Source organism: Euzebya rosea, assembly GCF_003073135.1.
Taxonomy (GTDB): Bacteria; Actinomycetota; Nitriliruptoria; order Euzebyales; family Euzebyaceae; genus Euzebya; species Euzebya rosea.
Map to the genome: position 1 here is coordinate 68,793 of NZ_PGDQ01000019.1, position 25,995 is coordinate 94,787.

Below are 25,995 nucleotides of genomic sequence, written 5' to 3' on the forward strand. Positions count from 1 at the left end.
AGGAGTCACCGACGGGTCAGCGCAGGCCGAGCTTGCGGGAGCAGACCGGCCAGGCCTCCCAGCCCTGCAGCCGCTGCAGCCGCTGCGCCCGGCGGATCTGCTCGTCCCGGGATGCCTCGTGCGGCATGCCCTCGCCGCCCACGAACCGCCACGAGTCGAGGGTGAACTGCAGGCCGCCGTAGAACCCGTTGCCGGTGTTGATCGTCCAGTCACCGCTGGACTCGCACTGCGCCAGGCGCAGCCAGACCTCGAAGGACTCCTCCGGCGGCGTCGGCTCGGGCGGGGCCGGCGGCTGCGTGGGGGTGGGGATCGGCGTGGGGGTCGGGGTCGGGGTCGGCGTGGGCGTCGGCTCCGGCCGGTGGATGTCACGAGGCAGGACCCGCAGTACCGCAGGGGCCTCCGCGTGCAGCGGCAGGTCGACCTCGACGGCCTCGGGCGCCGCTGACTCCATCGGCGTGGCCGTCTCGACCGGCTCGGCCTCGGTGGCCACGACCTCGGTCGGCGCCTCGAGGGCGACGTCGTCGGGCCCGTTCTCCCCGGCCTGGACGGCCACCGCGGCGATCAGCACGGTGGCCAGGCTGCTCGCGGCGAGCGCGGCCAGGGGCGTGTTGGACCACGGGCGGAACCGGCGGCGGCGACGGGGCGCCGGGGCCGGTTCGGGCAGCTCCTTCTTCGCCCGGTTGGGGAAGGGGATCGGCCGGATCGCCGGCCGCTCGTCGTCGGGGCCCTCGCGACGGCCCTTCGTCACCGGGTCGGGCGTGGGGGTCGGCCGTGCAGGGGACCGCCCGGGTGCCGCAGGTGAGGGTGCGGCAGGTCGAGGCGCACGGGGGGACTGCTCGGGCAGCTGTCCTGCGGACCGGCGGGGTTCCTGCTGCCAGCGGGACGGGCCCTCGGGTTCCTCGTCGAGCTCCGGCAGCCGCGGTGCGCCACCGCCGGCTGACGGGGCCTCGGTCGTCGAGCCCGCCCGCCGGGCGGTCGAGGTGCGTTCCGTGACGGGGGACTCGTCGTGCTCCCACGGGCGGGACGGCTTGACGTCGTCGCGCTGCCAGGCGTCCCGGAGCTCGCCCTTGCCCTGCCGGAAGGCCTCGCGAGCGGCCTTGCAGTCCTCGCAGCCCATCGCGTGGTCCACCGCGTCGGCGGCGAAGGTCATCAGGCCGTCGAGCTGGTCGCTGCAGGGCGTCACGTCGGATCCCGCGGCATCCAGCCGGGCCTTGGCCACGTGCCGGCGAACCTGTGCGGCCGTGGACCCCATGACCTCGGCGATCGCCGCCGCATCCATACCAGCGCCGTCGTGCAGCAGCCCGGCGGCACGTGCCTTGGGCATCTTCTTGACCACGTCGGCCAGCGGCGCTCCGGGCGCGAGGCCACGGACGCGCCCCCGGCGGGCGAGTCGTTCGGCGATGTCGTTGGGGTTCTGGGTCACGGCGAGGGGGAGGACGGTGTCCGATTGCGTGGACACACACGTCCCCAGCTAGGATGCCCGTCAACGCAAGCAACGGTGCTCGCCCATTCAGGCAGGCACCGTTTTCGTGTTTTCGGCTCCGCCCTGCCGTCCGCGTGACACCCGTCCGACCCTCGAGGAGGAACATGACTGGCCTTTACGACCCCCGGTACGAACGCGACGCCTGTGGCATCGGCCTCGTCGCCAACGCCGGCGGCACCGCCAGCCGCCAGATCATCGACGACGCCCTGGACGGGCTGGCGGGGGTCATGCACCGCGGTGCCGTGGCGGCCGACGGCCGCTCCGGTGACGGCGCCGGCGTGCTGATCCCGCTGCCGACGAGGTTCCTCGCGTCGGCTGCTGCGGTGGCCGACCACACCCGGCTCGGCGCGGCGATGTGCTTCCTCGACGGCCGCGACGACGAGCGTGGCGACACCGCACGCGAGACGGCACGCGAGGCCGTGGAGACGGCGCTGGCCCGCTTCGGCCTGACCTTCGTCGCTTGGCGCGAGGTGCCCACCGACGACGACGCGCTCGGTGACATCGCCCGCGCGGCGCGCCCCCGCATCGAGCAGGCGATCTTCACCCGGGAGTCCAGCACCGACGACGAAACCGCCGAGCGTGCGTGCTACCTGGCCCGCAAGGCCGCGGAGACGACCTGCCGCGAGGAGGGCGTCGAGGCCTACTTCGCGTCCTGGTCGATGCGCACCATCACCTACAAGGGCATGACCGCCGCCGACCAGCTGGCCGCGTTCTACCCCGACCTGGCCAGCAACGACGTGGACGGCTGGTTCGCGATCTTCCACCAGCGGTACTCGACCAACACGATGCCGACGTGGGACCGGGCGCAGCCGTTCCGCTTCCTCTGCCACAACGGCGAGATCAACACCATCGAGGGCAACACCAACCTCATGCGGGCACGCGTGGGCAACCTCGGGGCGGACTGGGCCGAGCTGGGCGAGGCCGGCGAGGACCTGCTGCAGCCGATCATCGACGAGGCCGGGTCGGACTCCGCCCGCCTGGACCAGGTGCTGGAGCTGCTCGTCCGCGGTGGTCGGTCCGCCGCGCACTCCGTGGCCATGATGGTCCCGCAGGTGTGGGAGGGTGCCCGCGACCTGCACCCGCGCGTCACCGACTTCTACCGCTACCACTCCTCCCTCATCGAGCCGTGGGACGGACCGGCCGGCCTGGTCTTCACCGACGGCCTGCGCCTCGCCGCGGCGCTGGACCGCAACGGCCTGCGTCCGCTGCGCTACTCCATCTGCGAGGACGGCTTCGTCGTCGTGTCCTCCGAGGTCGGCGCCGTCCGCACCCGGGGCCACGGCTCGGTCCGACGCGACCGGCTGGGCCCCGGCCAGATGCTCGTCGTCGACCCAGCCCTCGGTGGGGTGCTGGAGAACGACCAGGTCAAGGCCGACCTGGCCCGCCGAAAGCCGTACGGCGAGTGGCTCCGCGCCCACATGATCCCCGTGGGCCCCGGCCTGCCCGTCGACGCGGCCCCCGAGGACCTCGCCGCCCGTCAGGTCGTCGCCGGCTACACCAAGGAGGAGGAGATCACGATCCTCCGCCCGATGGCGACGTCGGGCAAGGAACCAATCTCCTCCATGGGCGACGACACCCAGCTGTCGATCTTCGCCGGTCGGACCCGGACGGTCTACCAGTACCTCAAGCAGCGCTTCGCGCAGGTCACCAACCCGCCGATCGACCCGATCCGCGAGGCGGCGGTCATGTCGCTGCGGACCCTGCTCGGCCCCCGCTCGCCGATCCTGAAGGAAGAGCCGGAGGCGGCCCGCCTGCTGGAGCTCGAGAGCTTCGTCATGTACCCGCAGGGCCTGCAGCAGCTGGTCCTCGACCCCGACATCAGCTTCGACGTGCACGGCCTGGACACCACCTGGCCGGTGGCCGACGGTCCCGAGGGCATGGCCGAACGCCTCGTCGAGATCGGGCTCGAGGCCGCCGCGGCGGTCCGCGACGGCGCGCAGGTGCTGATCGCCTCGGACCGGTCGGTCAGCGACGAGCGTGCACCCGTGCCGATGGTGCTGGCCATCGGTGCCATCCACCACCGCCTGGTCGCCGAGCAGCTGCGCACCCGCGTGTCGTTGATCGCCGAGACCGACGACGCCCGCGACACCCACAGCTTCGCCTGCCTGCTGGGCTACGGCGCCGACGTCATCTGCCCCCGCCTGTCGCTGGAGTCGATGACCAAGCTGGCCGACGACGGTCGCATCGGGCGCGACAACCCCTCCGCCGGTGAAGTCCAGGCCAACCTGAAGCGCGCTGCGGAGGAGGGCGTGCTGAAGATCATGTCGAAGATGGGCATCTCGACCCTCGACAGCTACCGGTCGGCGCAGATCTTCGAGGGGGCGGGCCTGGCCAAGGAGGTCGTCGACACCTGCCTGACCGGCACCCCGTCGGCGCTCGGCGGCGTCGGCTTCGCGCAGCTCGCCAGCGACGTGCTGGCCCGCCACGCCGACGCCTACCCGGATCCGACCACGTCGCGAACCTCCGGCCCGACGTTGCCCTCCCACGGCCACTACAAGTTCAAGAAGGGCGGGGAGTACCACGCCACCAACCCCGAGGTGGTCAGCGCGCTGCACCGCACCGTGGGGCTCGAGGGCGATCCGCTGGACCTGCCCGATCCGGCCAGCACCACCAACGGCACCGCGCCCGAACCCGAGCACATGGCAGCCGAGCTCCGGGCTGCCCACCTGCTGAACCACGCCACCAAGCAGGGTCGGTGGGAGACCTACCAGACCTACGCGGAGCTGGTGAACAACCGGCCGGCGACCGAACCCCGCGACCTGCTGGACTTCGTCGAGGCTGCCGAACCGATCCCGCTGGAGGAGGTCGAACCGGCCACCTCCATCACCCAGCGGTTCTTCACCGGGGCGATGTCGCTCGGCGCGCTCTCGCCGGAGTCCCACGAGACGCTGGCCATGGCGATGAACATGATCGGCGGGTACTCCAACTGCGGGGAGGGCGGGGAGGACCCGGCCCGGTTCGCCACCCGTGGCACCGCGCACGACCGCAACTCCAAGGCCAAGCAGGTCGCGTCCGGCCGCTTCGGGGTCACCCCGCGCTACCTGGCGTTCGCCGACGAGCTGCAGATCAAGATGGCGCAGGGCTCCAAGCCCGGCGAGGGCGGCCAGCTGCCCAGCCACAAGGTCTCCAGCCTCATCGCCCGGCTGCGGCACACCCAGCCGGGGGTGGCGCTGATCAGCCCGCCGCCGCACCACGACATCTACTCCATCGAGGACCTCGCCCAGCTGATCTACGACCTCAAGCAGATCAACCCGCATGCGGGCGTCAGCGTGAAGCTGGTGTCCTCGGCGGGGGTCGGCACGGTCGCCGCGGGTGTGGTCAAGGGCCTCGCCGACGCCGTCCAGATCTCCGGCGGTGACGGGGGCACCGGCGCCTCGCCGCTGTCGTCGATCAAGCACGCCGGCATGGCCTGGGAGCTCGGCCTCGCCGAGACCCAGCAGACGCTGGTCCGCAACTCGCTGCGTTCGCGGGTCCGCCTGCAGGTCGACGGCGGGTTCAAGACCGGCCGGGACGTCCTGATGGCGGCCCTGCTCGGCGGCGACGAGTTCGGCTTCGGCACGGCCGCGCTGCTGGCGGAGGGCTGCATCATGGTGCGGGCCTGCCACCGTGACACCTGCCCGGTGGGTGTCGCCACCCAGCGCGTGGACCTGCGCGAGAAGTACAAGGGCACCCCGGAGATGGTCGCGGCGTTCATGCTGTTCGTGGCCGAGGAGGTCCGTCACGGGCTGGCCGCGATGGGCCTGCGCTCGCTCGACGAGGCCATCGGCCGGGTGGACCTGCTTGCCGTCCGCGACCTCGGCGACGACGACCGGTCGGGGATGCTGGACCCCTCACCGCTGCTGTTCGACGCCCGGTCGGAGGTCAACACCGACATCGCCGCCAGCCTCGGCGGCGAACCCGACGCCCTGCACTACGTGGAGACCCTGCCGATCCAGGCGCCGCGTGGACAGCTCGGGGACCGCGTGTTCGAGGACGCCTTCTCCACCCTGTGGGAGGGCGGCGTCCTCAGCCTCCGCTACGACATCCGCAACGCCGAACGCACCGTCGGCGCGCGGCTCGGCGGGGCGATCGGCCTGGAGTTCGGCGAGCGGGCCCCCGAGGGCAAGGTGACCTTCCGCTTCGACGGCGAGGCCGGCCAGTCCTTCGGTGCGTTCCTGTCCGCCGGGGCGGAGTTCGTCCTCACCGGTGAGGCCAACGACTACGTCGGCAAGGGCATGGGCGGCGGGACCATCGTCGTCCGTCCACCGGCCGACGACGTCGTGCACAGCGGCGGCAGCACCCCGGTGCTGGCCGGCAACACGCTGCTGTACGGCGCGACCGGCGGCGAGCTGTTCATCGCCGGCCGGGTCGGCGAGCGGTTCGGTGTCCGCAACTCCGGCGCGAACGCCGTGGTCGAGGGCACCGGCGAGCACGCCTGTGAGTACATGACGGGCGGCACCGTGGTGATCCTCGGCCAGACCGGGTTCAACCTCGGCGCCGGCATGACCGGCGGCGAGTGCTACGTGCACGACGACTCCAGCTGGATCCTGGCCCGCATCAACTCGGCGCTGGTCGAGGCTCGTCGCCTGGACACCGCACAGCTGGACCAGGTCCGGGAGATGATCGAGCGGCACGTGGCCCTGACGGAGTCCCGTCGCGGCATCGAGCTGCTGGAGAACTGGGACGACGCCTGGCGCGGCTTCTGGCGCATCGCCCCGAAGTCGGAGCTGGCCAAGTTCGAGGCCGCCAACGAGGGGTCGGTCGGCGCCCCCGCCTGACCACCGTCGTCGACGCCCGGCCGCCCTCGGTGGTCGGGCGTCGTGATGGTCAGCGGCGGTTGAACATCGTCGCCGAGGCCTGGTCGGTCGGCATGATGACGACCTCGGCCACCTGCACGTGCCGCGGACGGTCGGCGACCCACACGACGGTCTCGGCGATGTCGTCGGGGGTCAGCGGGTCGAGGCCCTCGTACACCCGGGCGGCCCGGTCGGTGTCACCGTGGAACCGGACGACGGAGAACTCCGTCTCCACCATGCCCGGATCGACCGTGGACACCCGGACCCCGGTGCCGAGCAGGTCCATGCGCATCGCCTTGGTCAGCGCCCCGACCGCATGCTTGGTCGCGCAGTACACCGCCCCGTTGGGGTAGGCCTCGTGGCCGGCCGTGGAGCCGATGTTGATCACGTGGCCGCTGCCGCGCTCGACCATGCCCGGCAGCAGGGCTCGGCTGACGGTCAGCAGGCCCTTGACGTTGGTGTCCAGCATCGCGTCCCAGTCGGCCTCGTCGCCGTCCTGGATGGGCTCGAACCCCGCGGCCAGACCCGCGTTGTTGACCAGGACGTCGGGCGAGGTGACCTCGGCCAGCGCGGCGCGGGTGGCGTCACGATCCCGCACGTCGAAGGCCAACGTCGCGACCTCGCCGGGCAGCTCCTCGGCCAGCTCGGCCAGGCGATCGGATCGGCGGCCGGTGATGGTCAGCCGGGCGCCGGCCTCGGCGAACGCGACGGCGCAGGAACGGCCGATGCCGCTGGTCGCACCGGTGATCAGCACGTGGGAGTCGACGAGCACGGGGACGGACCTCTCTGTCGGCGGCGCCCCGGATCGTCGGGATCCGGGGCAGGGGAGGGGTGACCCTACCCGGTCAGGTGTGGACCAGCTCTCGGCCGCGGATCAGCCAGGCCCGCCCGGTGCGGTCCACGTCCAGCGGCGGCCATCCCCACACCTCCGCGTCGAGGTTGCCCTCGAGCACCGTGGTGGCCAGCGTGGTCGGGTTGACCTCGACCAGCACCTCGGCGTTGACGAGCAGGACCCGGTTGCCGGCCAGCCGCATGCGGCCCGCCTCGTTGGCGAACCGGCGCCGCTGCACGACCTGCCGGGTGCGCAGGTCGATGCGGGCCAGCCATCCCGTGGCGGTCGAGACCACCAGGGTGTTGCCGACGGCCGCCAGCCCCAGCACGAAGCTGCCGCCGGGTGCCACGTCGGTCACCTGCCACAGCCTGTTGCCAGACAGGATGTCGAAGGCCGCCACGTCGGGTGCGTTGCTGGACCCGCCGACATAGAGGGTGGTGCCGCTGATGTGCAGGCCGGAGGCGGTCTGGCCGAGCCCCAGCGGGTCGAACATCGTGTCGACCCGTCCGGTGACGGGGTCCACGGTGTGCACGGCGCTGTGGGACCGGTCGTCGGTGGTCGACACGGCCAGGGCGTCGATCCGGTCGGCGTACACCAGGTCGATGGGCCGCAGCTGGTCGTTGGGCAGCTGCGTCAGCCGGCGCGGGTAGGCCTCCTCCGGCGGCCAGTACCAGATCTCCGCGATCGGATACATCGCCATGAACGTCGTGCCGTCGACGTCGACCATCGCCTTGGGTTCGCCGGGCACGAACCGGGTGGTCGCGACGCTGGAGGACCGGTCGTGGCGGGTGATGGAGAACGAGCCGCCGACGTCGGTGTGGGTGCTGGTCGCGAGGACCGACTGGGGCTTCTGCGCACGGCTGACGAGGCCCAGGTCGGTGGGGGTGTGCCGTTCGACGGTGTTGTCGCTCCGATCGTGGGTCCACACGCTGCCGTCGGCCGACGCGCCGATGACGAGGGTGCCCCGGAGGAACAGCTCACGGGTCTCCGACATCGGGACGGGAACGGCGACCCGTCGCAGGTCACCCGTCCCGGCGTCGATGCGGTACAGGGCGCCGGATGGCCGGGCCGTCGCCCACACCGTCGTGCCCTCGACCGCGACGGTGTCGACGAGGGACTCGCGCGGCAGGCGGACCACCATGGCGCCGCGTGAGTCGTCGAGGCCGAACACGGCCACGGCCGGCGTGGCCAGTCCGTCCCCGCCGGTGCCGACGGCGACGCGCCCGTCGGGCAACGCCGCCGAGCAGTAGACGATGTCGTCCTGGGCGATCGCCGGGGGCACGACGGTGCGGCCGTCACGGCCGGACCGGTCGGTGTGGCGGATCCAGGCCTTTCCCGACTCGGCGCCGGCGAACAGGACCCGCTGGCCGACGATCGCGCAGGTGCGCGGACGCTGGGCGGGGTTGGTGACCACCCCGAGGTCGGAGGCCTGCGCCGTGCTCCGCCGGAGGCTGAACACCAGGGCGGGATGGGTCGCCACGCCGAACATCAGGTCGCTGTCGTCGCTGGCGAGGTCCCAGATGTACTGGGTGTTCAGCAGCGCCCGGACCTGCGGGGCGCCGCTGGTCATGCGGACGACGTTGCCCTGGCCCTGCGCGCCGAACAGCCCGATCCAGATCCCATCGGGTGCGGCGGTCGTCCCCCAGGCACCGTCACCCCGGGCCAACGTCTCGGTGCGCACGAGCGACCAGGTGTCGACGTCGATCACGGCGTAGCGGACGGGGTTGAGGTTGCGGCTGACGAGCACCAGCTCGTCACCGCGCAGGGCGGCCCCCGACAGGGGGAACCCCGGCGCGGCGTTGCCTTCGGATATCAGCGGCACGCGGCGCAGCCTATGCCGGTCAGCCCTCCGCGGGGAGGGTCCATCCGGTGGGGTCCGGACGGTGGTCGGCCCAGCCGATCACCTGCTCCAGCTGTCCGGCCAGCCGCAGCACCGTCGCCTCGTCGGCGGGCCGGCCGACCAGCTGCACGCCCACCGGCAGCCCGGCCCCCGTCCGGGCCACCGGCAGGGAGATCGCCGGCTGGCCGGTCACGTTGACCAGCGGGCACGGCCCGATCCAGCGGGCGACCTCGGCCAGCAGGTCGTCGTGGGACAGGTCGTCGAGCTCGCCGATGCGCAGGGCGGGCCGGCTGGTCACCGGCGCGAGGACGACGTCGTGGCCCTCGAAGGCGGTCACGACCGACCGCGCGACCAGCTGAAGGGCGGTGAAGTCGCGCAGCAGCGCCGGAGCGGACATGGCCTCGCCGGTGGCCGCGAACGCCCGGTTGTGGGGTTCGAGCCGGTCCTGCGGGATCGGGTTGGCCGCCAGGGATGCCGCCCAGATGCGGGTGAACCGGTCGGGCACGTCGGCGGGGATGCTGACCCGGACGGGCTCGACGATGTGCCCGAGGTCCTCCAGCCGGCCCGCGGTCGCGGCCACGGCGTCGGCCACGTCGGCGTCGGGCAGCGACCACGGCACCGAGGGCAGCACCCCGACGCGCAGGCGACCCGGGTCGGTGGCGACCTCCTCGACGAACGGCCGGTCCGGCGTCGGCAGGTGGTAGGGGTCACCGCTGGCGTAGCCCTGGATGGCGTCGAGAAGGGCGGCTGCGTCGACGACCCGACGGCCGATGGACCCCTGCGTGACGTATCCCATGACCTGGTCGCCGAACAGGGGCGCATGGCTGACCCGGCCTCGCGACGGCTTCAGGCCGACCACGCCACAGCAGGCCGCCGGGATGCGCAGCGACCCACCGCCGTCGGACCCGTGGGCAGCCGCCATATACCCCGCCGCCACCGCCGCAGCGGCGCCACCGCTGGACCCACCGGGCGTGCGGTCCGGAGCCCACGGGTTGCGTGCCGGGCCGTGCAGCGTCGGCTCGGTCCACGGCAGGCTGCCGAGCTCGGGCACGTTGGTCTTGCCGACGACGACGAACCCGGCCTCGCGCATCCGTGACACGGTGTGGTCGTCGAAGGGCGGCGCGAAGGAGGCCATCGACGCGGTCCCGAACGTGGTGGGCAGCCCGCGGGCGTTGGACAGGTCCTTGACGAGCATCGGCACGCCGGCGTACGGCGGCAGCGGCGTGCCGTCCACCACCTGCTGGTCGATGTCGTCGGCGGCGGCCAACGCCCCGTCGCGGTCGACCGCCACGACGGCGTTGAGCACCTCGTCGTGGGCGTCGATCGCCCCCAGCGCGTCGAGCACGGCCTCGCGGGCCGACACGGTCCCCGCAGCGACGGCGGCAGCCAGGTCGGGCACGGACAGGTCGGCAGGGCGCATGCCCGCGCAGCGTAGAGGCATCCCGGCGGGCCGTTAGGATCGGCGCCCCATGAGCGACCTGCAGATGTTCACCAGCCCCAAGCACAAGGTGGCCCGAAAGGCCGAGCGCTTCTTCAAGGAACGCGGCCTGAAGTTCCATGCCGTCGACGTGCGGCAGAAGCCCCCGTCGCCGGGCGAGCTGAAGAAGTGGGTGCAGAAGTTCGGGGTCGACGCGGTCCTCGACAAGACATCGAAGACCTACACCGAGGGTGGGTTGCGGTACTTCTCCGCGGGCCCCGACGACTGGGTCGAACGCATGTGCCGCGAACCCGAGGTGCTGAACCTGCCGCTGATCCGCTGTGGCAAGGACCTGTCGGTGGGCGACGACCCGGCGGCGTGGGCCCGGTTCGTGGAGGCGATCAAGGGGCGCTGACCCGTCCGGGGTCAGATGTGGTCGAGGATCTCCAGCAGCCCGTCGACCACGGCATCGGCACGCCCGTCGGCCCGGGGGCCCAGCAGTCCCCACGGTCCGCGGCGCAGGTGGATCGTGCGCAGGCCCGCCTCGGACGCGGCGATCACGTCGTTGTCGACTCGGTCACCCACGTAGGTGACCCGGTCCGCGGGCACGTCACCCATGGCGTGCAGGGCCGCGGCGAAGAACGCCGGGTCGGGCTTGCTGACTCCCAGCTCGTCGGACATGGCCATCACGTCGGGACGGACACCGATCGCCCGCAGCTCGGCGGTGCGGCTGGACGGCTGGTTGCCGATGACGGCCACACCCAGTCCCGCACGGCGGTAGGCGTCCAGCGCCGGCAACGCGTCGGGGTAGAGGTCGTCCGGCCGGAACCCGCCGTACGCGGACTCCTTCTCCTCCATGCGGTCCGGCCAGGTCGGGTCGATCCGGGTCAGGGCCGAGTCGTAGGAGCGGCCGGCGGCGATCTCGGCACCCATGGTCGCCATCAGCACGAGCGGGGTCACGCCGAGGACGCTCGCCCACGTCGACCACACCCGTGTCTCGTCGATCAGCGTCTCGCCGATGTCGAGGCAGATCCATCGGTCAGCGGCCAACGCCCGCTCCACCCAGGAACAGCTCGGTCACGAGGTCCAGCGCCTCCGGCAGGGGGCGGGCGTCGGGGCGTTCCGCCCACCCGACGACGTTGTCCAGCCACAGGTTCGTCAACGCCATCGACAGCCGGCGAGGGGTCATGTCGTCGCGGATGGTCCCCGCGGCCTGCCCACGCTCGACGATGGGCATGATCTTGGCACCCAGGGTGGCGCGGTCGTCCAGCACCCGCATCCAGTCCGCGGAGTTGCCGACGACCTCGCGCACCATCCGGCCGCGCAGGGCACGCGGGCCGTTCATCATCTGCTCGGCCAGCCGCTGTCCGAGGACCTGCAGCGCCTCGGGGGCGTCCTCGGGCAGGGTGTCGGTGTCGACGTCCTCCATCAGCTCCGCCGCCCATTCCAGCAGCACGTCCTGCTTGCGCTGGAAGTGCACGTAGAAGGTGCCCTTGGCCACGGTGGCCGCAGCCGTGATCTCGTCCACGGACGTGCCCTCCACCCCCTTGGCCTCGAACAGCTCCAGGGCAGCCTCGACCAGGGCACGGCGCGTGGCCATGCCCCGTCCGGTCCGGACGGGGGTCACATCGGGTTCAGGCACGGTGCACGGTTCGGGTCGTCGAGCTCACGAGGGGCAGCGTACGTGACCGTCCCTCACCCGTCGCCGGGGTGCGACGCCGCCTGCTCCAGCCGTGCCGACAGCACGGCCGCCATCGCCCGACCGACATCGGTGTGGATCGGCCACGACCAGTGGGCACCGTCGACGTTCAGCTCGTGCAGCCGGTCGCGGGTCAGGGCGGCCAGGTCGACGACGGGCACGTCGCGCTCGGCCGCCAGCCGGACGTACAGCGCGTGGACCTCGTCGTGATGGGTTCGTACGCCGCCGTAGTAGGTCGTCCGGTGATCGGCGGGCAGCACGGCCACGAGCGGCACGTCCGGACCGGCGAACAACCTGATCGCGTCCACGGACTTGCCCCAGCAGTGGGCGATGACGTCGGGCGGGGTGAAGCGGAAGCGTCCGCCGGTTGCCCGGACCAGGGAAGGGTGGACGTGGTCGATGCGGCGGCGGACCTCACGGCGCAGCGACGTCGGCCGCAGGTAGGGCAGCGCCATCATCACCCAGCGCGGCACGCCCACGCTCAGCTGGTCCGCGGACCCCATGCCGAGCACCACGGCGTCGGCCCCCATCAGCAGCTGCTGCTGCAGGTGGACGTCCTTCTGCAGCGCCAGCCACAGCTCGCGGACACCCCAGCCCGCCCTCGCCCACACGTCGACGGCCCATTCACGCCCCGTCGACTGGCCGAGTGACTCGCCGAGGACGTTGGGGTACACCCGGGGATCACGGAGCGGCACAGGCCCCTCCGGACCGTGGAACGACAGGGAGTCCCCGAGGACCACGAGCCGCCCGAAATCGCGCGAGATGCTTGCAAGACGGGCTGTCGGCGGGCAACGTAGCCCCTCGACTCGACCGGCTCGACTGCCAGACGGGCCCGAATCCAGAGCCATCAGCTGTCGCCTCCGCGACACCGACTGTCGCCTCTGCGACACCGACCAGACCCCAACGCGAGGGAATTCACCATGAACAAGTCAGAACTCATCGCTGCCGCTGCCGACGACGCGGAGATGTCGAAGGCCGAGATGAGCAAGGCCCTCGACGCCATCGTCGGGACCATCCGCTCCGCCGTCGCCTCCGGCGACAAGGTCTCCGTGACCGACTTCGGCGCGTTCGACGTGCGCGAGAACGCTGCCCGCAAGGGTCGCAACCCCGCCACCGGCGAGCCGATGGACATCAAGGCTTCCAAGACCCCGCGGTTCAAGGCCGCCAAGGGCTTCAAGGACGCCGTCAACTAGACGTCCTCGAGTACTGCATCGACGCCGCCCCTCGGGGCGGCGTCGTGCTTCTGGGACCGCCCACGGGTCATCCCTGCAGGCCCAGCCGCCGGACCAGCTGCTCGGGTTCCATCACGAGGCCGGTGACGAACGGCCCGAAGTCGGCGTAGGTCGCCGAGGCCTCGTCGAACCGCATCTCGTAGACGATCTCCTTGAGGGTGGCGGGATCGTCGGTGAAGAGGGTGACCCCCCACTCCCAGTCGTCCAGGCCCGTCGAGCCGGTGATCAGCTGCAGCACCCGGCCGCGGTAGGACCGGCCCACCGTGGCGTGGCCGGCCATGATCGCCTTGCGTTCCTCGAAGGGCAGGGCGAACCAGTTGGCGCCGACCTCGCGCTTCTTCGACATCGGGTAGAAGCCGATGACCTTCTTGCGCGGCAGGTCGGGGTACAGGCGGTGCTGCATGTAGGTGGCCATGCGCTCGTCGAACGCCTCGAGGGCTGCCTCGAGCTCCGGGGAGCCGGGGGCCATGCCCTCGAACTCCACCAGCCGGGCCTGCTCGTCCTCACGGGTGGAGGTGTACTCGCTGCCCTCGGTCAGGCTGACGTAGCTGGCGGCGGGGGCCAGTCCCGCTCCGAAGGCGGTGTTGGGCAGCTCGGTGGCGAACGCGTCGAGGACATCGAGGTCGGGGCCCAGCAGCATCAGGCCGATGTCGGCCTTCTGCCCGAGGACGCTGAACGGGATCACCTGATAGTCCTCGCGGCCGTCCAGCTCCTTCACCCGCTGGATGAAGTCGCCGGCGGCGTGCACCGGGTCCTCGAGCATGGCGCGGCGGAAGTGGAAGAACAGGTGGAGGACGCCCCACCCCTCGCTGGGTACGGTCGGCATGTCGTGGCGGTCCTTCTGGGTCGTGAACAGCGGTCGAGGTCGGGGGTCAAGCCTATGCCCTGCCCCGAGTACGGCACACTCGGGAGCCGTGCCCGTCGGAGCCCATCCCATCGACCCCTCGTCCGTCGGCGTCCTGGACCGTCGCGGTCCTGTCGACGCCGGCCGGCCGGTCGTGCTGCTGCACGGCTGGACCGGATCCAAGGAGGACTTCGCCGACGTCGTCGAGCCGTTGTCGCGCGACCGTCGCGTGCTCGTGCCCGACCTCCCGGGGCACGGCCAGACCCCGGCGATCGGGGGTGAGTCCGCGCAGGCCCTCGGCCGCGTCGCCGCGTGGGTGCTGGCGTGGCTGGACGCCGTGGGGGTCGGGGACGTGCACGTCGTCGGCCACAGCCTCGGTGGGCTGCTGGCCCAGCGGGTCGCGTTCCTCGCGTCCCAGCGGGTGCGGTCCCTCGTGCTGGTCGGCACCGGCCTCGGTGCCCCCGGCGAGGCCACCGTCGACCGGGCGGTCCGGGTGGCCACCACCGCACGGGAGGAGGGAATGGCGGCGGCCTGGCGGACCGTCACCGGCGGCGTCGACGTGGTCGAGGACGACCCACGCGGCGACTTCGTCCGCACCCGCTTCCTGGAGCTGGACCCGGCGACCCTCATCGGCGGGGCACGGGCGCTGATCTCCGCCGCCCCGCTGGGGGCGTTCCTGCGTGGCATCGACCTGCCGGTGCTGGTCTGCCACGGCGACGGCGACGACTCGTGGCTGCCCCACGAACAGCGGCTGCTGGCCCGCACCATCAGGGGTGCGCAGTACGTTGTCATCCCCGACGCCCTGCACTCCCCAGCGGTGGAGAACCCGCAGGGCCTGCTGGACGTGCTGCAGCCGTTCCTGGCCGCAGCCGACCCCCGCTGATCCGCGATCAGCGGACCCGAGACGCCCTCGACGACCGGAGGACCCCGTGGCCAAGCAGTGTCCCAAGTGCCCGCTGAAGTTCGACCTCGCGCCGATGCTGGCCGACCACCTGCGGACCGACCACGGCTTCGAGCCGGAGACCCTCGTCCACCTGCAGCCCGAGTCGATCCGGATCGGCATGGTCGACGCCCGCAGGGACGCCCGTGCCCGAGCGGAGGGGCAGGCCGACCCCCAGGAGCCGCAGTGATCCCGAGGTCGCTGCGACGGGTCGCCGTCCGGGCCGCACGGCAGGGCATCGACCGGCTGCCGGTGACCACGCGCGAGCTCGCCCTGGCGCTGGCGACGCGGTCCGACCACGGCCCGACGATGCTGCCCGGCCCGCCGGACGGGCCGGTCCTGGTCGTGGCACCCCACCCCGACGACGAAGCGATCGGCCCCGGGGCGACGATCGCCCGGCACGTCGACGCCGGCCACGACGTCACCGTGCTGGTGGTGACCAGCGGCGGGGCGACCGCCGGCGGCGGTGACGACGTCCTGGCGGTGCGCGAGGACGAGAGCCGCCGGGCGCTGGCCCACCTCGGCGTCGGGCCCGAGCGGATCGTCTTCGGGAGGCTGACCGACGGCAACCTGCCGGCCGAACGGCAGGCCGTCGTGGACCTGATCAGCCGGCACGCCACCGGCGTGGCCACCGTCTACGTCCCGTCCCTGCTGGACCCGCATCCGGACCACCACGCGGTGGCCCTTGCGGCCGGCCTTGCCGACCTGTCCCCGGACACCGACGTCCACGGCTACGAGGTCTGGGCCGCCGGACCGGTCGACGTGCTCGTCGACGTCACCGACGTGTTCGCCCGCAAGCAGGCGGCGCTGGGGGAGTACGACGTGGCGCTGGAGACCGTCGACTACGTCCGCTCGTCCTCGGGCCTGGCCGCCTACCGCAGCGCCACCGGCGGGCTGGGTGGCCGCGGATTCGCCGAGGGGTTCGTGGCCATGCCAGCAACGGAGTACGCCGACATCGTCGACCGCCTGATTCGCTGAGCTCGACGGGCAGGAATCCGGCTGGCCGGCGTCGAACGTCACCGGCATGCGAACTCGTCTGCTCACCCTCTTCCTGGCCTCCCTCGCGCTCGTCGCGATGGTGGCCACCTCCGCCCCGGCCCTGACGGGCAGCCTGTCGTCGGCCGACGTCGGCGCCGAACAGGCCGCGCTGCGAGAGGACGGTGACTGGACCGAGCACTACTTCCCGGCCGGTGACGGCGTGACGATGCTGCACGCCGACGTGATCCGGCCCAAGGGCTACGACCTGACCGACGCCCAGCCCACCCCGGTCGTCCTCACCGTGAGCCCCTACACCAACCACAACGGGTCGACGACCGACCTCGACCTGAACGGCGTGGGGCCCAACCCGCGCTTCTTCGACTTCCTCGACCGCAGCCAGGCCCTCGACCCGGCGCGCGAGAACGGCGCGTACACCTACGTGATGGTCGACCTGCCGGGCGACGGTGGGTCCGGCGGCTGCAACGACTGGGGCGGCCTGCGCGAGCAGGACGCCGTCCGTGCAGCCGTGGAGTGGGCAGCCGAGCAGCCGTGGTCGACCGGGAAGGTCGGCATGCTGGGCAAGTCCTACGACGGCTGGACCGGCCTGATGGGCATCGCCCAGCAGCCGAAGGGCCTCGCTGCCGTTGCGTCGCTGGAGCCCGTGTACTCCGGCTACCGCTACATCTACAACAACTCCATCCACCGCTCGTCCACGCTGGCGACCCTGGGGCTCTTCCAGGTCATCGACGCCAAGCCCGGCCGCCCCGGCGACGAACCGCAGTACCTGGTCAACTCCGCCCCGCAGGCGTGGTGCTACGGCGTCAACCTCGCCGGGTCCAACGCCGACCTGTACGAGAACGGTCCGTACTGGGAGGAGCGCAACCTCCTGCTGACCACCATCGGCCGCACCACGCCGCTGTTCCTCACCCAGGGGTTCCTCGAGACCAACACCCTGTCCGACGCGGCGTTCCAGTACTACAACGGCCTCGCGGGCAGCGACAACCGCGCATGGTTCGGCCAGTTCGACCACATCCGCGGCTGGGAGCAGCAGAACGAGGCGGCGCAGGAGGGCGACTACCTGACCGGCCGGGACACGTTCATGGACGAGCTGATGCGCTTCTTCGATGAGCACCTGCAGGGTGTCACGCCCTCGGTGGACGACGCGACCGTCGTCGTGCAGGACATCCGCGGCCGGTACCGCGACGAGGCCCAGTGGCCGCCCGCCGACATGCGCTCGTACTCCACGAGCCTGAACGCCGGCAGCTACGTCGACAACGGCTCGGGCAGCCTGCTGACGGCCCCGGCCGACGGCATCTGGACAGTGTCCGAGCCGCTGGACCACGACGTGTGGTTCGCCGGCGAGCCGAGCGTCACCGTCCGCGTCGACGGCGACACCCCACCGACGGCCAACCTGGCGGTCGGGGTCTACGAGATCACCAGCGACAACCGGGCCTACATGATCTCCCGCGGCGTCACGCTGCTGCACGGCACCGGCGCCCGCAACGTGTCGCTGCAGATGATGGGCCAGGACTGGCCGATCCCGGCCGGCAGCCGCGTCGGCGTGCTGGTCACCGACGCCGACACCAGCCAGTTCACCCACGTCGCCAGCCGCACCACCGTGGACGTGCTGTCCGCTGACATCCGCCTGCCGTTCCTCACCCGGGACCGCACGGATTTCGGACCGGGGACGACCACGGCGCGCCTGGAGCAGTACATGGGGCAGACCGGACGCGGCTTCGCGGTCCAGCCGGGCATGGTGGCCGACTTCACCCTCCCGGGCCCCCTGCAGTAGGACGGGACGTCCCGTCGACCGAGCCCGTGCCGTCCCTCGGCACGGGCTCGCTCGTGTTCGCCCGTCGGGTCCGGGTCAGTCGCGCGTGATCTCCCGGGCGGCGAGCACACCGACCGCGGCCGCGCCTGCGGCCACCGCGATGCCACCCATCCGGGCGGTGGACCGCAGCCCGGGTGAGGAGGCGAACGCCACGACGTCCATGGCGTCGGCCAGCGCACCCGCCTCGACCCAGCCCCGCATGCGACCGGCACCGCGACGGCCGGCCATGAACACCCCGACACCGAGGGCGATGTCGCGGGCGCCGGCCATGCGCCAGCCGTCCACCCCCTCCGGCGGCAGGTGGCCGGACGTGAACGCCGGCCCGCCGATCGTGGGTCGGGCGAACGCGGTGACGCCGATGGCGATGCGTCCGGCGGCGATCAGGCGGGAGATGGTCACGGGGTCCAGGGGAAGCTGCATGGCGCAACCTTTACCACGACCCGACCCCGGGGTGGGAGTGGGACCCGGCCCGGCATGGCACGCTTGGAGCCATCGTGGAACCCACAGAGCAGCCGTCCAGCCAGCCTCCCGTCCCCGTGGGGCCGCCCGTCGGCACCGGCGGCGCCGTCTGCTACCGCCATCCGGCGCGGCCGACACGGCTGGGATGCTCCAGCTGCGGCCGGCCGATCTGCGTGGACTGCACCACCCAGGCCTCCGTGGGACAGAAGTGCCCCGAGTGCGCCGCCCCGTCGGGCCGCAACCGGGTCATCCGCGCCCGCGACGTCAGCCCCAGCGGGATGCTCGACAACGCGCCGGTGGTCACCTCGATCCTCGCCGTCACGGTCGGCATCGCGTTCATCGCCCTCGTGGCGCCGGCGTTCTGGCGCAGCGAGCTGTTCCCGCTGCTCGCCGACTCGACGGTCCGGGTCGCGCAGGGGGAGTGGTGGCGTTCGGTGTCCGCGGCGTTGGTGCACGACACCGGCCTGCTGCACGTCGGCTTCAACATGTGGGCGCTGGCGGTGTTCGGCCCGACCATCGAACGCCGTGCCGGGTCGATCCCGTTCCTGCTGATGTACCTCGCATCGGCGGCTGCTGGTGGCCTGCTGTTCCAGATCGTCCGTGAGGGCGACATCGCCATCGGTGCCTCCGGCGCGATCTTCGGGCTGTTCGGCGCCCACCTCGCCGCGGCGTTCCTGGCGCGCAACACCACCGCCGGCCGGGCCGGCCTGCGCCAGCTCCTGCCGTTGCTGCTGATCAACCTGTTCCTGCCGGTCCTCGTGCCCAACATCGCATGGGAGGCCCACATCGGCGGGCTGGTCGTCGGGGCCCTGATCATGGTGGCCTGGAGCAAGCTGGCGCCCCTCGGCCGCATCGTCCCCGCTGACCGGGGTGGGCTGTCCCCGAACCTGGCTCGTGCCATCGTGGCCGGGTCGGTGCTGGTGGCGAGCCTGGGTGTCGTCAGCTTCGTCTGACCTGCCGTTACGATGTCGGGCGTGGCCAGCCCGACCCCCCTGGAAGCGTGGGACGAGGTGTTCGTCCGCTGCACCCGGCAGCAGGTGAACGCCGTCGTCGTCGACCCGTCGTCGTGGGCCGCGTGGTGGCCCGGCATGGTCGTGGAGCCGCTCGACGACCGGCGGTTCGACCTGACGATCAGCGCCCTGGCGCCCATCCCGGCGCGTCATCGCCTCGTCGTGACCGTCGACCGGGTGCGTCCTCGCGACAAGGGGTTGGAGTTCAGCGTCAGCGGTGACCTCGAGGGGACGGGTGAGTTCTTCCACCTCGACGGGCCCCGGGGTGTGGTCGTCAACCACCTGCTGCGCGGCACCACGGGCCGTCGGTTGCCGCGGGTCTGGCTGGCTGCCCACCGGGCCATCGTCCGCGCCGGCCTGACGTCGCTGAAGGACCGCATGGAGGGCGGGTTGCCGCCCGGCACCGAGCCCGACCGTGCGCTGCTGGCCCACCAGGCCGAGGAGATGCGCATCTTCGCCGAGGAGGTGGCTCGTGACCTGGCGGAGAAGGCGGCGCTCGCCGAGGCCAGCCGGGCAGGCGGGTCCGGGCAGGCGGGGGAGGGGACCTGACCGTGCGCTGTCCCTCGTGCATGGCCACCAACCCCGACAGCGCCTCGTTCTGCGGCCAGTGCTACACCCGCTTCGACCAGCGGGACGTCGCCCAGCCCCAGCCCGAACCAGCCGAGCCCGACGCGGCCCAGCCAGACCGGTCCCCGGGAATCCCTGACCTCGACGAGCTGCCCTGGCTGGTCACCGGTGCCGCTGCGCCGCCAGCGGACACGACGCCGGCTCCCGACCCCGCAGCCCCCGAGTCCGGCAGGGTGACGGCGACGGCGGGCCGCTTCCACGTCCACGAGGGCGGCGCCGGCTGGACGTGTGGGGTGTGTGGCGAACCCAACGCGCTGACGGCGTTCACCTGCAGCGTGTGCGGCGCCCGGATGGACGCCGAGGAGGCCCCGGCGCGGCTGTCACCCGATGAGTGGGACCGGGTGCGACGCACCGAGGCCCTCGCGCCCGGCGTCGGGCACATCCGGGCGGGCAGCCCCGGTGCGGGGATCGCCCGCCTCGGCATGGTGCTGCTGTGGTTCCTCGGGACCGTGCTGCTGGCGACCGGCGGCACGTCCGGGATCATCGCCTCGCTGCCGATGGTGCTGGGCATCCTCATCATCTGGGCGACCGGACCGGGTGACCTGACGGCCCTCCAGCGCGGACGGGACCCCCGCCTGGACGCACGCCGCTTCATGTACCTGGTGATCGGCGTGACCGTGGCCGTCATCGTGGTCGGCGGCATCGGCGCGAGCCTCTGACGTCGGGACGGGGCGTTCGCGTCAGAGGGACCCATCTCGGTCATCCCGGGGACACCCGACCGGCCGGACCCCCAGCGGGTTCACCCACCGCCCGTACGATCGAGGGCCACGGCCGGTTCCCGCGGCCATCACCAGTCCCCAAGCCCCGAACGAAAGCGAGCAGCGTTGGCCGACACCGACTCCGTCAAGGAATCCATTCGGATCGAGGCGGACACCGGCGCCGTCTGGGACACCGTCGGTGACTTCCCGTCCTACCCCGACTGGCTGACGGAGTTCAAGGCGTCGGAGGTCCTGGCCACCCGTGACGACGGCTGGGCCGAGCAGGTCCGGTTCACGCTCGGCGCGGTCGGCATCACGATCTCCATGACGCTGGCCTACACCTACACCGACGACCGCATGACGTGGACCCTGGTGGAGGGCGACATGCTCCACGACCTCGACGGCGGCTACACCATCGCCGACAACGGCGACGGCACGACCACCCTCACCTACGAGCTGGAGGTCGTCTCGACCGTCCCGCTGCCCGGGATGGTGCGTCGACGGATCGCGACCAAGGTCGTCAAGGACTCCCTGAAGGCCATCAAGGCCCGCGCCGAGAAGGCCTGACCGGCATGCGCGTCCTCCTGTTCACCGGCAAGGGCGGGGTCGGCAAGACCTCCGTCGCCGCGGCCACCGCGCTGGCCACGGCCCGGTCCGGGCTGCGCACCCTCGTGTTGTCCACCGACCCGGCGCACTCGCTGGCCGACTCCTTCGACGTCCCCGTCGGCAGTGACCCGACCCCGGTCGCACCGGGTCTGGAGGTCCTTCAGCTGGACGCGCAGGCACGGCTGGAGGACAACTGGCGCGACATCCAGGACTACCTGATCGCGCTGCTGCGCTGGTCGGGCATCGGCGAGGTCCAGGCCGAGGAGCTGTCGGTCCTCCCGGGCCTGGAGGAGATCTTCAGCCTCATCGACGTCCAGCGGTTCGCTGCCGAGGGCCGCCACGACGTCATCGTCGTCGACTGCGCCCCCACCGCGGAGACCCTCCGCCTGCTGAGCCTGCCCGATGCGCTGGGCTGGTACATGGAGCGCATCTTCCCCATCGAGCGGAAGGTCGCCCGGGTCGTCCGGCCGGTGCTCGGACAGATGACGTCCATGCCCCTGCCGGAGGACCACCTCCACGGGTCCATCGAGACGCTGTACCGCAACCTCGAGGACGTCCGCGACCTGCTCGCCGACACCGAACGCACATCGGTCCGGCTGGTCACCAACCCCGAGAAGATGGTCGTCGCCGAGGCTCGGCGGACCTACACCTACCTGTCGCTGTTCGGCTACCACGTCGACGCGGTGGTGGTGAACAAGATGATCCCCGACGAGGTCACCGACCCGTGGTTCGACCAGTGGAAGCAGCGCCAGGCCGAGCACCTGGCCAGCATCGAGGAGGGGTTCGGCGAGGTGCCCATCCTCACCGCGCCCCTGTTCGACGACGAGATGGTCGGGATCGACGCGCTGGGACGCTTCGCGCGCGCCGTCTACGGCGACGCCAAGCCCCACGAGATCCTCTACAGCGGGTCACCGCTGACCTTCGAGCCGACCGACGAGGGATGGCTGCTGGGGATCGCCCTGCCCTTCGTGGCCAAGGGGGAGGTCGACGCGTTCCATCGGGGCGACGAGCTGTACGTCAAGGTCGGGCAGTACACCCGGTCGATCCTGCTCCCCGCGGCCCTGCGCCGCTGCAGCATCGCCGGTGCCGGACTGCACGACGGTCGACTCCAGGTGCGCTTCGCCCCGCGACCGGGCGCTGCCCGGCAGGACATGCCCCGCTGAGCGGGGCTGCCTAGACTCCGACGTCACCGTGCCCCCCACCGACGACCCGCAGCAGCCACCCTCCGACAACGGAGGCGGGCAGCACATGCACGGGTTCGGTGGCAGCCCCGAGTGCAGCCTCTGCCCCATCTGCGTGGCGTTGCAGGCGCTGGGGAGCGCACGGCCCGACGTCACCAGCCACCTGCTGAGCGCCGCGCGCGAGCTGGCCCTGGCGGTCAAGACCGCCGCCGAGGGACAAGTTGAAGCTACCGACCGCGCGCAGTCGGTGATGAGCGATAGGTTGACGCGCATAAACATCGATTGACGCGGTTGCATCCAACCCGTCCGGGTCGGCTGCGATCGCACGAGGAGGAGACAGCGTGGATCTGACGGCTGACGGCATCAAGGAACTCGTCTCACGACCGACCACACCCCATCGGGTGACGTCGATCTACCTCAACACCGACGGGGCCCGCTTTCCACGCCCAGCCGACTACGAGGCCCGCCTCGACGCGCTGCTGAAGGACGCACAGGCGAGCGTCATCGACCTGCACGGCACCGCCCGGGACGGGGTGGAGGCCGACGCGGCCGCCATCCGCCGGTACGTGACGACGTCGTTCGACCGCTCCGGCGTCAAGGGCCTGGCGATCTTCTCCAGCGGTGGGGAGATCTTCGAGACGCTGGTGACGGCCGAGCCGTTCCGCAACGTGCAGAAGGTCTCCGACCACCCCTACGTGGTCCCGCTCCAGGCGATGCTCGGCCGGCACCACCACATCGGCCTGGCCGTGATCGAGCGCGACAACGCCCGGCTGTTCCGCTACCGCCTCGGACGGATCGTGGAGTACACCGAGATGGAGAGCGACGTGCGCGGACAGCACAGCGCCGGTGGCTGGTCGCAGGCTCGTTTCGCCCGCAACGTCGAGAACGACCTGATGCACCACTTCAAGGACGCCGCCGAGGCGTTCCTGCGGGTGCACGAGGACGATCCCTTCGACGCCCTCGTGCTGGCCGGTACCACCACCGAGGTCGAGGCGTTCCGCAAGCAGCTGCACCCCTACCTCGAGGAGGTCGTGCACGGCGACGTCGTGCCGATGTCGCACCAGGTCTCCAAGGACGCCGTGCACGAGGCGCTCGACAACGCCGAGCAGGAGCTCGTGTCCAGCCGTCGCAAGGCGCTGCTGGAGAAGCTCGCGGCGGGTGACGGCCAGGGTGTGAAGGTGGCTCGTGGCCTGCGGCACGTCATCGAGGCGTGCAACGAACGTCGGGTCGAGACCTTGTTCGTCGTCGAGGGTGCCGGCCAGGAGGGCTTCCGCTCCGCCACCGGCATGCTGACGCAGCACGAGGCCGACGCGAAGGCCTACGGCGAGCCGGTCGAGCCCGTCGACGACCTGATCGACGAGGTCATCGAGCAGTCCGTCCTGGCGGGCGCGCGCATCGAGCTGTTCCGCGACTCCAGCCGCCTGGACGGCCAGCCCGTCGCCGCGGTCCTGCGCTTCTAGGCGCGACTCGTGGCCATGCCACCGGTGGCCCTCGGCATCGACGTCGGCGGCACCAAGATCCTCGGTGCCCTCGTCGACGACCGGGGGACCGTGCTGCAGCAACGGGTCGTCCCGACGCCCAAGGAGGACGAGCCGCTGCTGCAGGCCATCGTGGAGGTGGCCAGCGGATTGCTGGACGGAGCGGCGGCCGACCTGCCGGTGGGCCTTGGCTTCCCCGGGCTGATCACTCGTGACGGCGTGGCCCGCTACGGCCCGAACATCTCGTTGCGGGAGTTCCCGCTCCGGGCCCGGCTGGAGGACGAGCTCGGCCGGCCCGTGCTCGTCGACAACGACGCCACGGCGGCGACGTGGGCGGAGTTCGTGATCGGGGCGGGTCGGGAGGCTCGTGCCGACATGCTGATGTTCACCCTGGGGACCGGTGTGGGGGGCGGGTTGGTCATCGGCGGCCGGATCGTCCGTGGGTCGCAGGGCTTCGCCGGTGAGCTCGGGCACCTCATCATCGACGTGGACGGGGCGTCGGGCCCCAGCGGCATCCCCGGTGAGCTGGAGGCCTACAGCGCCGGCAACGCCATCGGACGCATGGCCAACCATGCGTTCCTGCAGGGACACTTCATCGGGACGTTGCTGGAAGGGGCGGTCGCGCCGACCGGTGAGCAGGTGACGCGGGGTGCGCTGCAGGGCGTCGAGCCGGCCATCGAGATCCTCGCCCGGGCCGGCCGATACCTGGGCATCGCCGCGGCGGGGTTGGTCAACTGCCTGGACCCCGAGCTGATCGTCGTCGGTGGGGGAGCGGGCGCGGCCGGCGACCTGGTGCTGGAGCCCGCGCGGGCGGCACTCGCCGACCACGTGCTCGGCCCGACCCATCGGGATCCCGTCCCTGTCGTGGCCGCTGGCCTGGGTCCGGAGGCCGGGGCGATCGGTGCGGCGTTCCTGGCGGTCGAGGAGGCGGCTGGCCGATAGCGACGTGGACCTTGTGGCCCGGCCGGCCCGGCTGGGAGACTGCCGGCCATGGACGAGTCGACCATCGAGTTCACCAGCCGCGACGGCATCGCCGTCCAGACATACCGGTGGCAGCCGGACGGGCCCCCACGGGCCGTCGTGCAGGTCCAGCACGGGCTGGCCGAGCATGCCGGTCGCTATCGCCGCTTCGCCCAGGCGCTGACGGGGGCCGGGTACGTCGTGTACGCGCCGGATGCGCGCGGGTCGGGGCGGACGGCGAACGGGTCGTACGGCAGCTGGGGCGAGGACGGGTGGCCCGGCTGGGTCGACGACGTCGCGCGGCTTCGTGGGCTGATCGGTGAGGAGCAGGCGGGGCTGCCCGTGGTGCTGTTCGGGCACAGCATGGGATCCTTCGCCACGCAGCACTACCTGCTGGACCACTCGGCGGACGTCGATGCCGTGGTCCTGTCCGGCAGCACCGAGGTGGGCTGGCTGATCCCGGTGCTGGACGCCGACGAGCCCGCTGACCTGAGCGCCTTCAACGAGCCGTTCGAGCATCGCACGGGCTTCGAGTGGCTCAGCCGGGACGAGGCAGAGGTGGACGCCTACGTCGCGGACCCTGCGTGCGGATGGGAGGCCCCGCCGTTGCCGGGCATCGCCACGTTGGCCGCGGCGGCCGACCCCGAGCGGATCGGCGAGGTTCGCGACGACCTGCCGATGCTGATCGTGTCCGGCGACGCCGACCCGTTGGCGCAGGGCGGCAGCACCGTCGAGCTGCTTGCCCAGCGCTACCGGGATGCGGGCCTGGACGACGTCGAGGTCCGCCTGTACCCCGGCGGCCGCCACGAGCTGCTCAATGAGACCAACCGTGACGAGGTGACCGCCGACATCCTTGCGTTCATCGATCGAGTGACATCGAGCTGACCGGTCCTGTCGGTGTCGACACCTGCGTTGGTCGCACCTTGCAGCGACAGGAGCGTTCGGGTGGTGGGCAGCGAGCGGTGCCGGTGCCCAGGGTCGGCGTCAGTGCCACAGCTCGAAGTCGGCGCCGTGCGGTCGTTTCGGTGCCCCCGGCGCTCGGCGTGGGCGCCCACGATTGGCGTCCCCCGGCGCTCGGCGTGGGCGCCCACGATTGGCGTCCCCC

Annotated in this window: 25 protein-coding genes; 16 read left to right on the forward strand and 9 right to left on the reverse strand. The window is 72.0% G+C overall.

Annotation, left to right across the window (positions count from 1 at the left end; all coding sequences use genetic code 11):
* Nucleotides 1-16: 16 nt before the first annotated feature.
* Complete coding sequence (locus CUC05_RS25990; protein WP_276308931.1) at nt 17-1,423, reverse strand: transglycosylase family protein; 1,407 nt, start codon at nt 1,421-1,423, stop codon at nt 17-19.
* Nucleotides 1,424-1,587: 164 nt separating this feature from the next.
* Here CUC05_RS25990 and CUC05_RS21180 point away from each other — a divergent pair, with 164 nt between their 5' ends.
* Entirely contained in the window at nt 1,588-6,240 is a 4,653-nt protein-coding gene (locus tag CUC05_RS21180) for a glutamate synthase-related protein (protein ID WP_108668133.1), read from the forward strand.
* A gap of 49 nt (nt 6,241-6,289) precedes the next feature.
* Here CUC05_RS21180 and CUC05_RS21185 read toward each other — a convergent pair whose 3' ends face one another.
* From CUC05_RS21185 to CUC05_RS21195, 3 genes are all read right to left on the reverse strand, one after another.
* Entirely contained in the window at nt 6,290-7,030 is a 741-nt protein-coding gene (locus CUC05_RS21185; protein WP_108668134.1) for an SDR family oxidoreductase, read from the reverse strand.
* A 73-nt stretch (nt 7,031-7,103) separates the two neighbouring features.
* Nucleotides 7,104-8,912: an NHL repeat-containing protein gene (locus CUC05_RS21190; RefSeq protein WP_108668135.1), complete on the reverse strand. Its 1,809-nt coding sequence runs from the start codon at nt 8,910-8,912 to the stop codon at nt 7,104-7,106.
* 19 nt (nt 8,913-8,931) lie between these two features.
* Nucleotides 8,932-10,350, reverse strand: coding sequence for an amidase (locus CUC05_RS21195; protein ID WP_157965853.1), 1,419 nt, complete (start codon nt 10,348-10,350; stop codon nt 8,932-8,934).
* Between the two features lie 49 nt (nt 10,351-10,399).
* On the opposite strand from CUC05_RS21195, the gene CUC05_RS21200 reads away from it, so the two are divergent.
* Complete coding sequence (locus tag CUC05_RS21200) at nt 10,400-10,762, forward strand: arsenate reductase family protein (RefSeq protein ID WP_108668137.1); 363 nt, start codon at nt 10,400-10,402, stop codon at nt 10,760-10,762.
* An 11-nt stretch (nt 10,763-10,773) separates the two neighbouring features.
* Here CUC05_RS21200 and CUC05_RS21205 read toward each other — a convergent pair whose 3' ends face one another.
* The 3 genes from CUC05_RS21205 to CUC05_RS21215 form a co-directional block, all read right to left on the reverse strand.
* Nucleotides 10,774-11,397 carry an HAD family hydrolase gene (locus tag CUC05_RS21205; RefSeq protein WP_205712474.1) on the reverse strand — a complete coding sequence of 208 codons (624 nt, stop codon included), beginning with the start codon at nt 11,395-11,397 and terminating at the stop codon, nt 10,774-10,776.
* On the reverse strand, nt 11,387-11,947 hold the full coding sequence (locus CUC05_RS21210; RefSeq protein WP_157965854.1) for a TetR/AcrR family transcriptional regulator: 561 nt from the start codon (nt 11,945-11,947) through the stop codon (nt 11,387-11,389). Before CUC05_RS21210 ends, CUC05_RS21205 begins: the two co-directional genes overlap by 11 nt.
* 95 nt (nt 11,948-12,042) lie before the next feature.
* Entirely contained in the window at nt 12,043-12,741 is a 699-nt protein-coding gene (locus CUC05_RS21215; protein ID WP_240606304.1) for a hypothetical protein, read from the reverse strand.
* A 225-nt stretch (nt 12,742-12,966) separates the two neighbouring features.
* On the opposite strand from CUC05_RS21215, the gene CUC05_RS21220 reads away from it, so the two are divergent.
* Entirely contained in the window at nt 12,967-13,239 is a 273-nt protein-coding gene (locus CUC05_RS21220; protein WP_108668140.1) for an HU family DNA-binding protein, read from the forward strand.
* A 67-nt stretch (nt 13,240-13,306) separates the two neighbouring features.
* Here the strand turns inward: CUC05_RS21220 and CUC05_RS21225 are convergent, their stop codons facing one another.
* Nucleotides 13,307-14,104, reverse strand: coding sequence for a chlorite dismutase family protein (locus CUC05_RS21225; RefSeq protein WP_114476345.1), 798 nt, complete (start codon nt 14,102-14,104; stop codon nt 13,307-13,309).
* Nucleotides 14,105-14,192: 88 nt separating this feature from the next.
* On the opposite strand from CUC05_RS21225, the gene CUC05_RS21230 reads away from it, so the two are divergent.
* Genes CUC05_RS21230 through CUC05_RS21245 form a run of 4 tightly spaced genes read left to right on the forward strand, consistent with a single transcriptional unit; the run spans nt 14,193 to nt 17,832 of the window.
* Nucleotides 14,193-15,005 carry an alpha/beta fold hydrolase gene (locus CUC05_RS21230; protein ID WP_157965856.1) on the forward strand — a complete coding sequence of 271 codons (813 nt, stop codon included), beginning with the start codon at nt 14,193-14,195 and terminating at the stop codon, nt 15,003-15,005.
* 46 nt (nt 15,006-15,051) lie between these two features.
* Nucleotides 15,052-15,252 (forward strand): hypothetical protein, encoded by a 201-nt coding sequence (locus tag CUC05_RS21235; protein ID WP_108668142.1) that lies wholly within the window; start codon nt 15,052-15,054, stop codon nt 15,250-15,252.
* Nucleotides 15,249-16,040, forward strand: coding sequence for a PIG-L deacetylase family protein (locus CUC05_RS21240; RefSeq protein WP_108668143.1), 792 nt, complete (start codon nt 15,249-15,251; stop codon nt 16,038-16,040). Before CUC05_RS21235 ends, CUC05_RS21240 begins: the two co-directional genes overlap by 4 nt.
* A 46-nt stretch (nt 16,041-16,086) precedes the next feature.
* Entirely contained in the window at nt 16,087-17,832 is a 1,746-nt protein-coding gene (locus tag CUC05_RS21245) for a CocE/NonD family hydrolase (protein WP_108668144.1), read from the forward strand.
* Nucleotides 17,833-17,907: 75 nt separating this feature from the next.
* Here the strand turns inward: CUC05_RS21245 and CUC05_RS21250 are convergent, their stop codons facing one another.
* Nucleotides 17,908-18,291 carry a hypothetical protein gene (locus tag CUC05_RS21250; protein ID WP_108668145.1) on the reverse strand — a complete coding sequence of 128 codons (384 nt, stop codon included), beginning with the start codon at nt 18,289-18,291 and terminating at the stop codon, nt 17,908-17,910.
* 74 nt (nt 18,292-18,365) lie between these two features.
* Between CUC05_RS21250 and CUC05_RS21255 the strand changes: the two genes are divergently transcribed.
* The 9 genes from CUC05_RS21255 (at nt 18,366) to CUC05_RS21295 (ending at nt 25,775) form a co-directional block, all read left to right on the forward strand.
* On the forward strand, nt 18,366-19,283 hold the full coding sequence (locus tag CUC05_RS21255; protein WP_157965857.1) for a rhomboid family intramembrane serine protease: 918 nt from the start codon (nt 18,366-18,368) through the stop codon (nt 19,281-19,283).
* 21 nt (nt 19,284-19,304) lie between these two features.
* Entirely contained in the window at nt 19,305-19,889 is a 585-nt protein-coding gene (locus CUC05_RS21260; protein ID WP_157965858.1) for an SRPBCC family protein, read from the forward strand.
* 20 nt (nt 19,890-19,909) lie between these two features.
* Nucleotides 19,910-20,626 carry a hypothetical protein gene (locus tag CUC05_RS21265; RefSeq protein WP_108668148.1) on the forward strand — a complete coding sequence of 239 codons (717 nt, stop codon included), beginning with the start codon at nt 19,910-19,912 and terminating at the stop codon, nt 20,624-20,626.
* Between the two features lie 165 nt (nt 20,627-20,791).
* The gene (locus CUC05_RS21270; RefSeq protein WP_157965859.1) at nt 20,792-21,232 is read left to right on the forward strand and encodes an SRPBCC family protein; all 441 of its coding nucleotides are present in this window, start codon (nt 20,792-20,794) and stop codon (nt 21,230-21,232) included.
* A gap of 5 nt (nt 21,233-21,237) precedes the next feature.
* On the forward strand, nt 21,238-22,434 hold the full coding sequence (locus tag CUC05_RS21275; RefSeq protein ID WP_108668150.1) for an ArsA family ATPase: 1,197 nt from the start codon (nt 21,238-21,240) through the stop codon (nt 22,432-22,434).
* Nucleotides 22,435-22,462: 28 nt separating this feature from the next.
* Nucleotides 22,463-22,738: a hypothetical protein gene (locus tag CUC05_RS21280; RefSeq protein WP_108668151.1), complete on the forward strand. Its 276-nt coding sequence runs from the start codon at nt 22,463-22,465 to the stop codon at nt 22,736-22,738.
* A 55-nt stretch (nt 22,739-22,793) separates the two neighbouring features.
* On the forward strand, nt 22,794-23,912 hold the full coding sequence (locus CUC05_RS21285; RefSeq protein WP_108668152.1) for a baeRF10 domain-containing protein: 1,119 nt from the start codon (nt 22,794-22,796) through the stop codon (nt 23,910-23,912).
* Nucleotides 23,913-23,927: 15 nt separating this feature from the next.
* On the forward strand, nt 23,928-24,872 hold the full coding sequence (locus tag CUC05_RS21290) for an ROK family protein (protein ID WP_240606305.1): 945 nt from the start codon (nt 23,928-23,930) through the stop codon (nt 24,870-24,872).
* 48 nt (nt 24,873-24,920) lie between these two features.
* A complete protein-coding gene (locus CUC05_RS21295) occupies nt 24,921-25,775 on the forward strand; it encodes an alpha/beta hydrolase (RefSeq protein WP_108668154.1) in 855 nt (284 codons plus the stop codon).
* Nucleotides 25,776-25,995 lie beyond the last annotated feature (220 nt).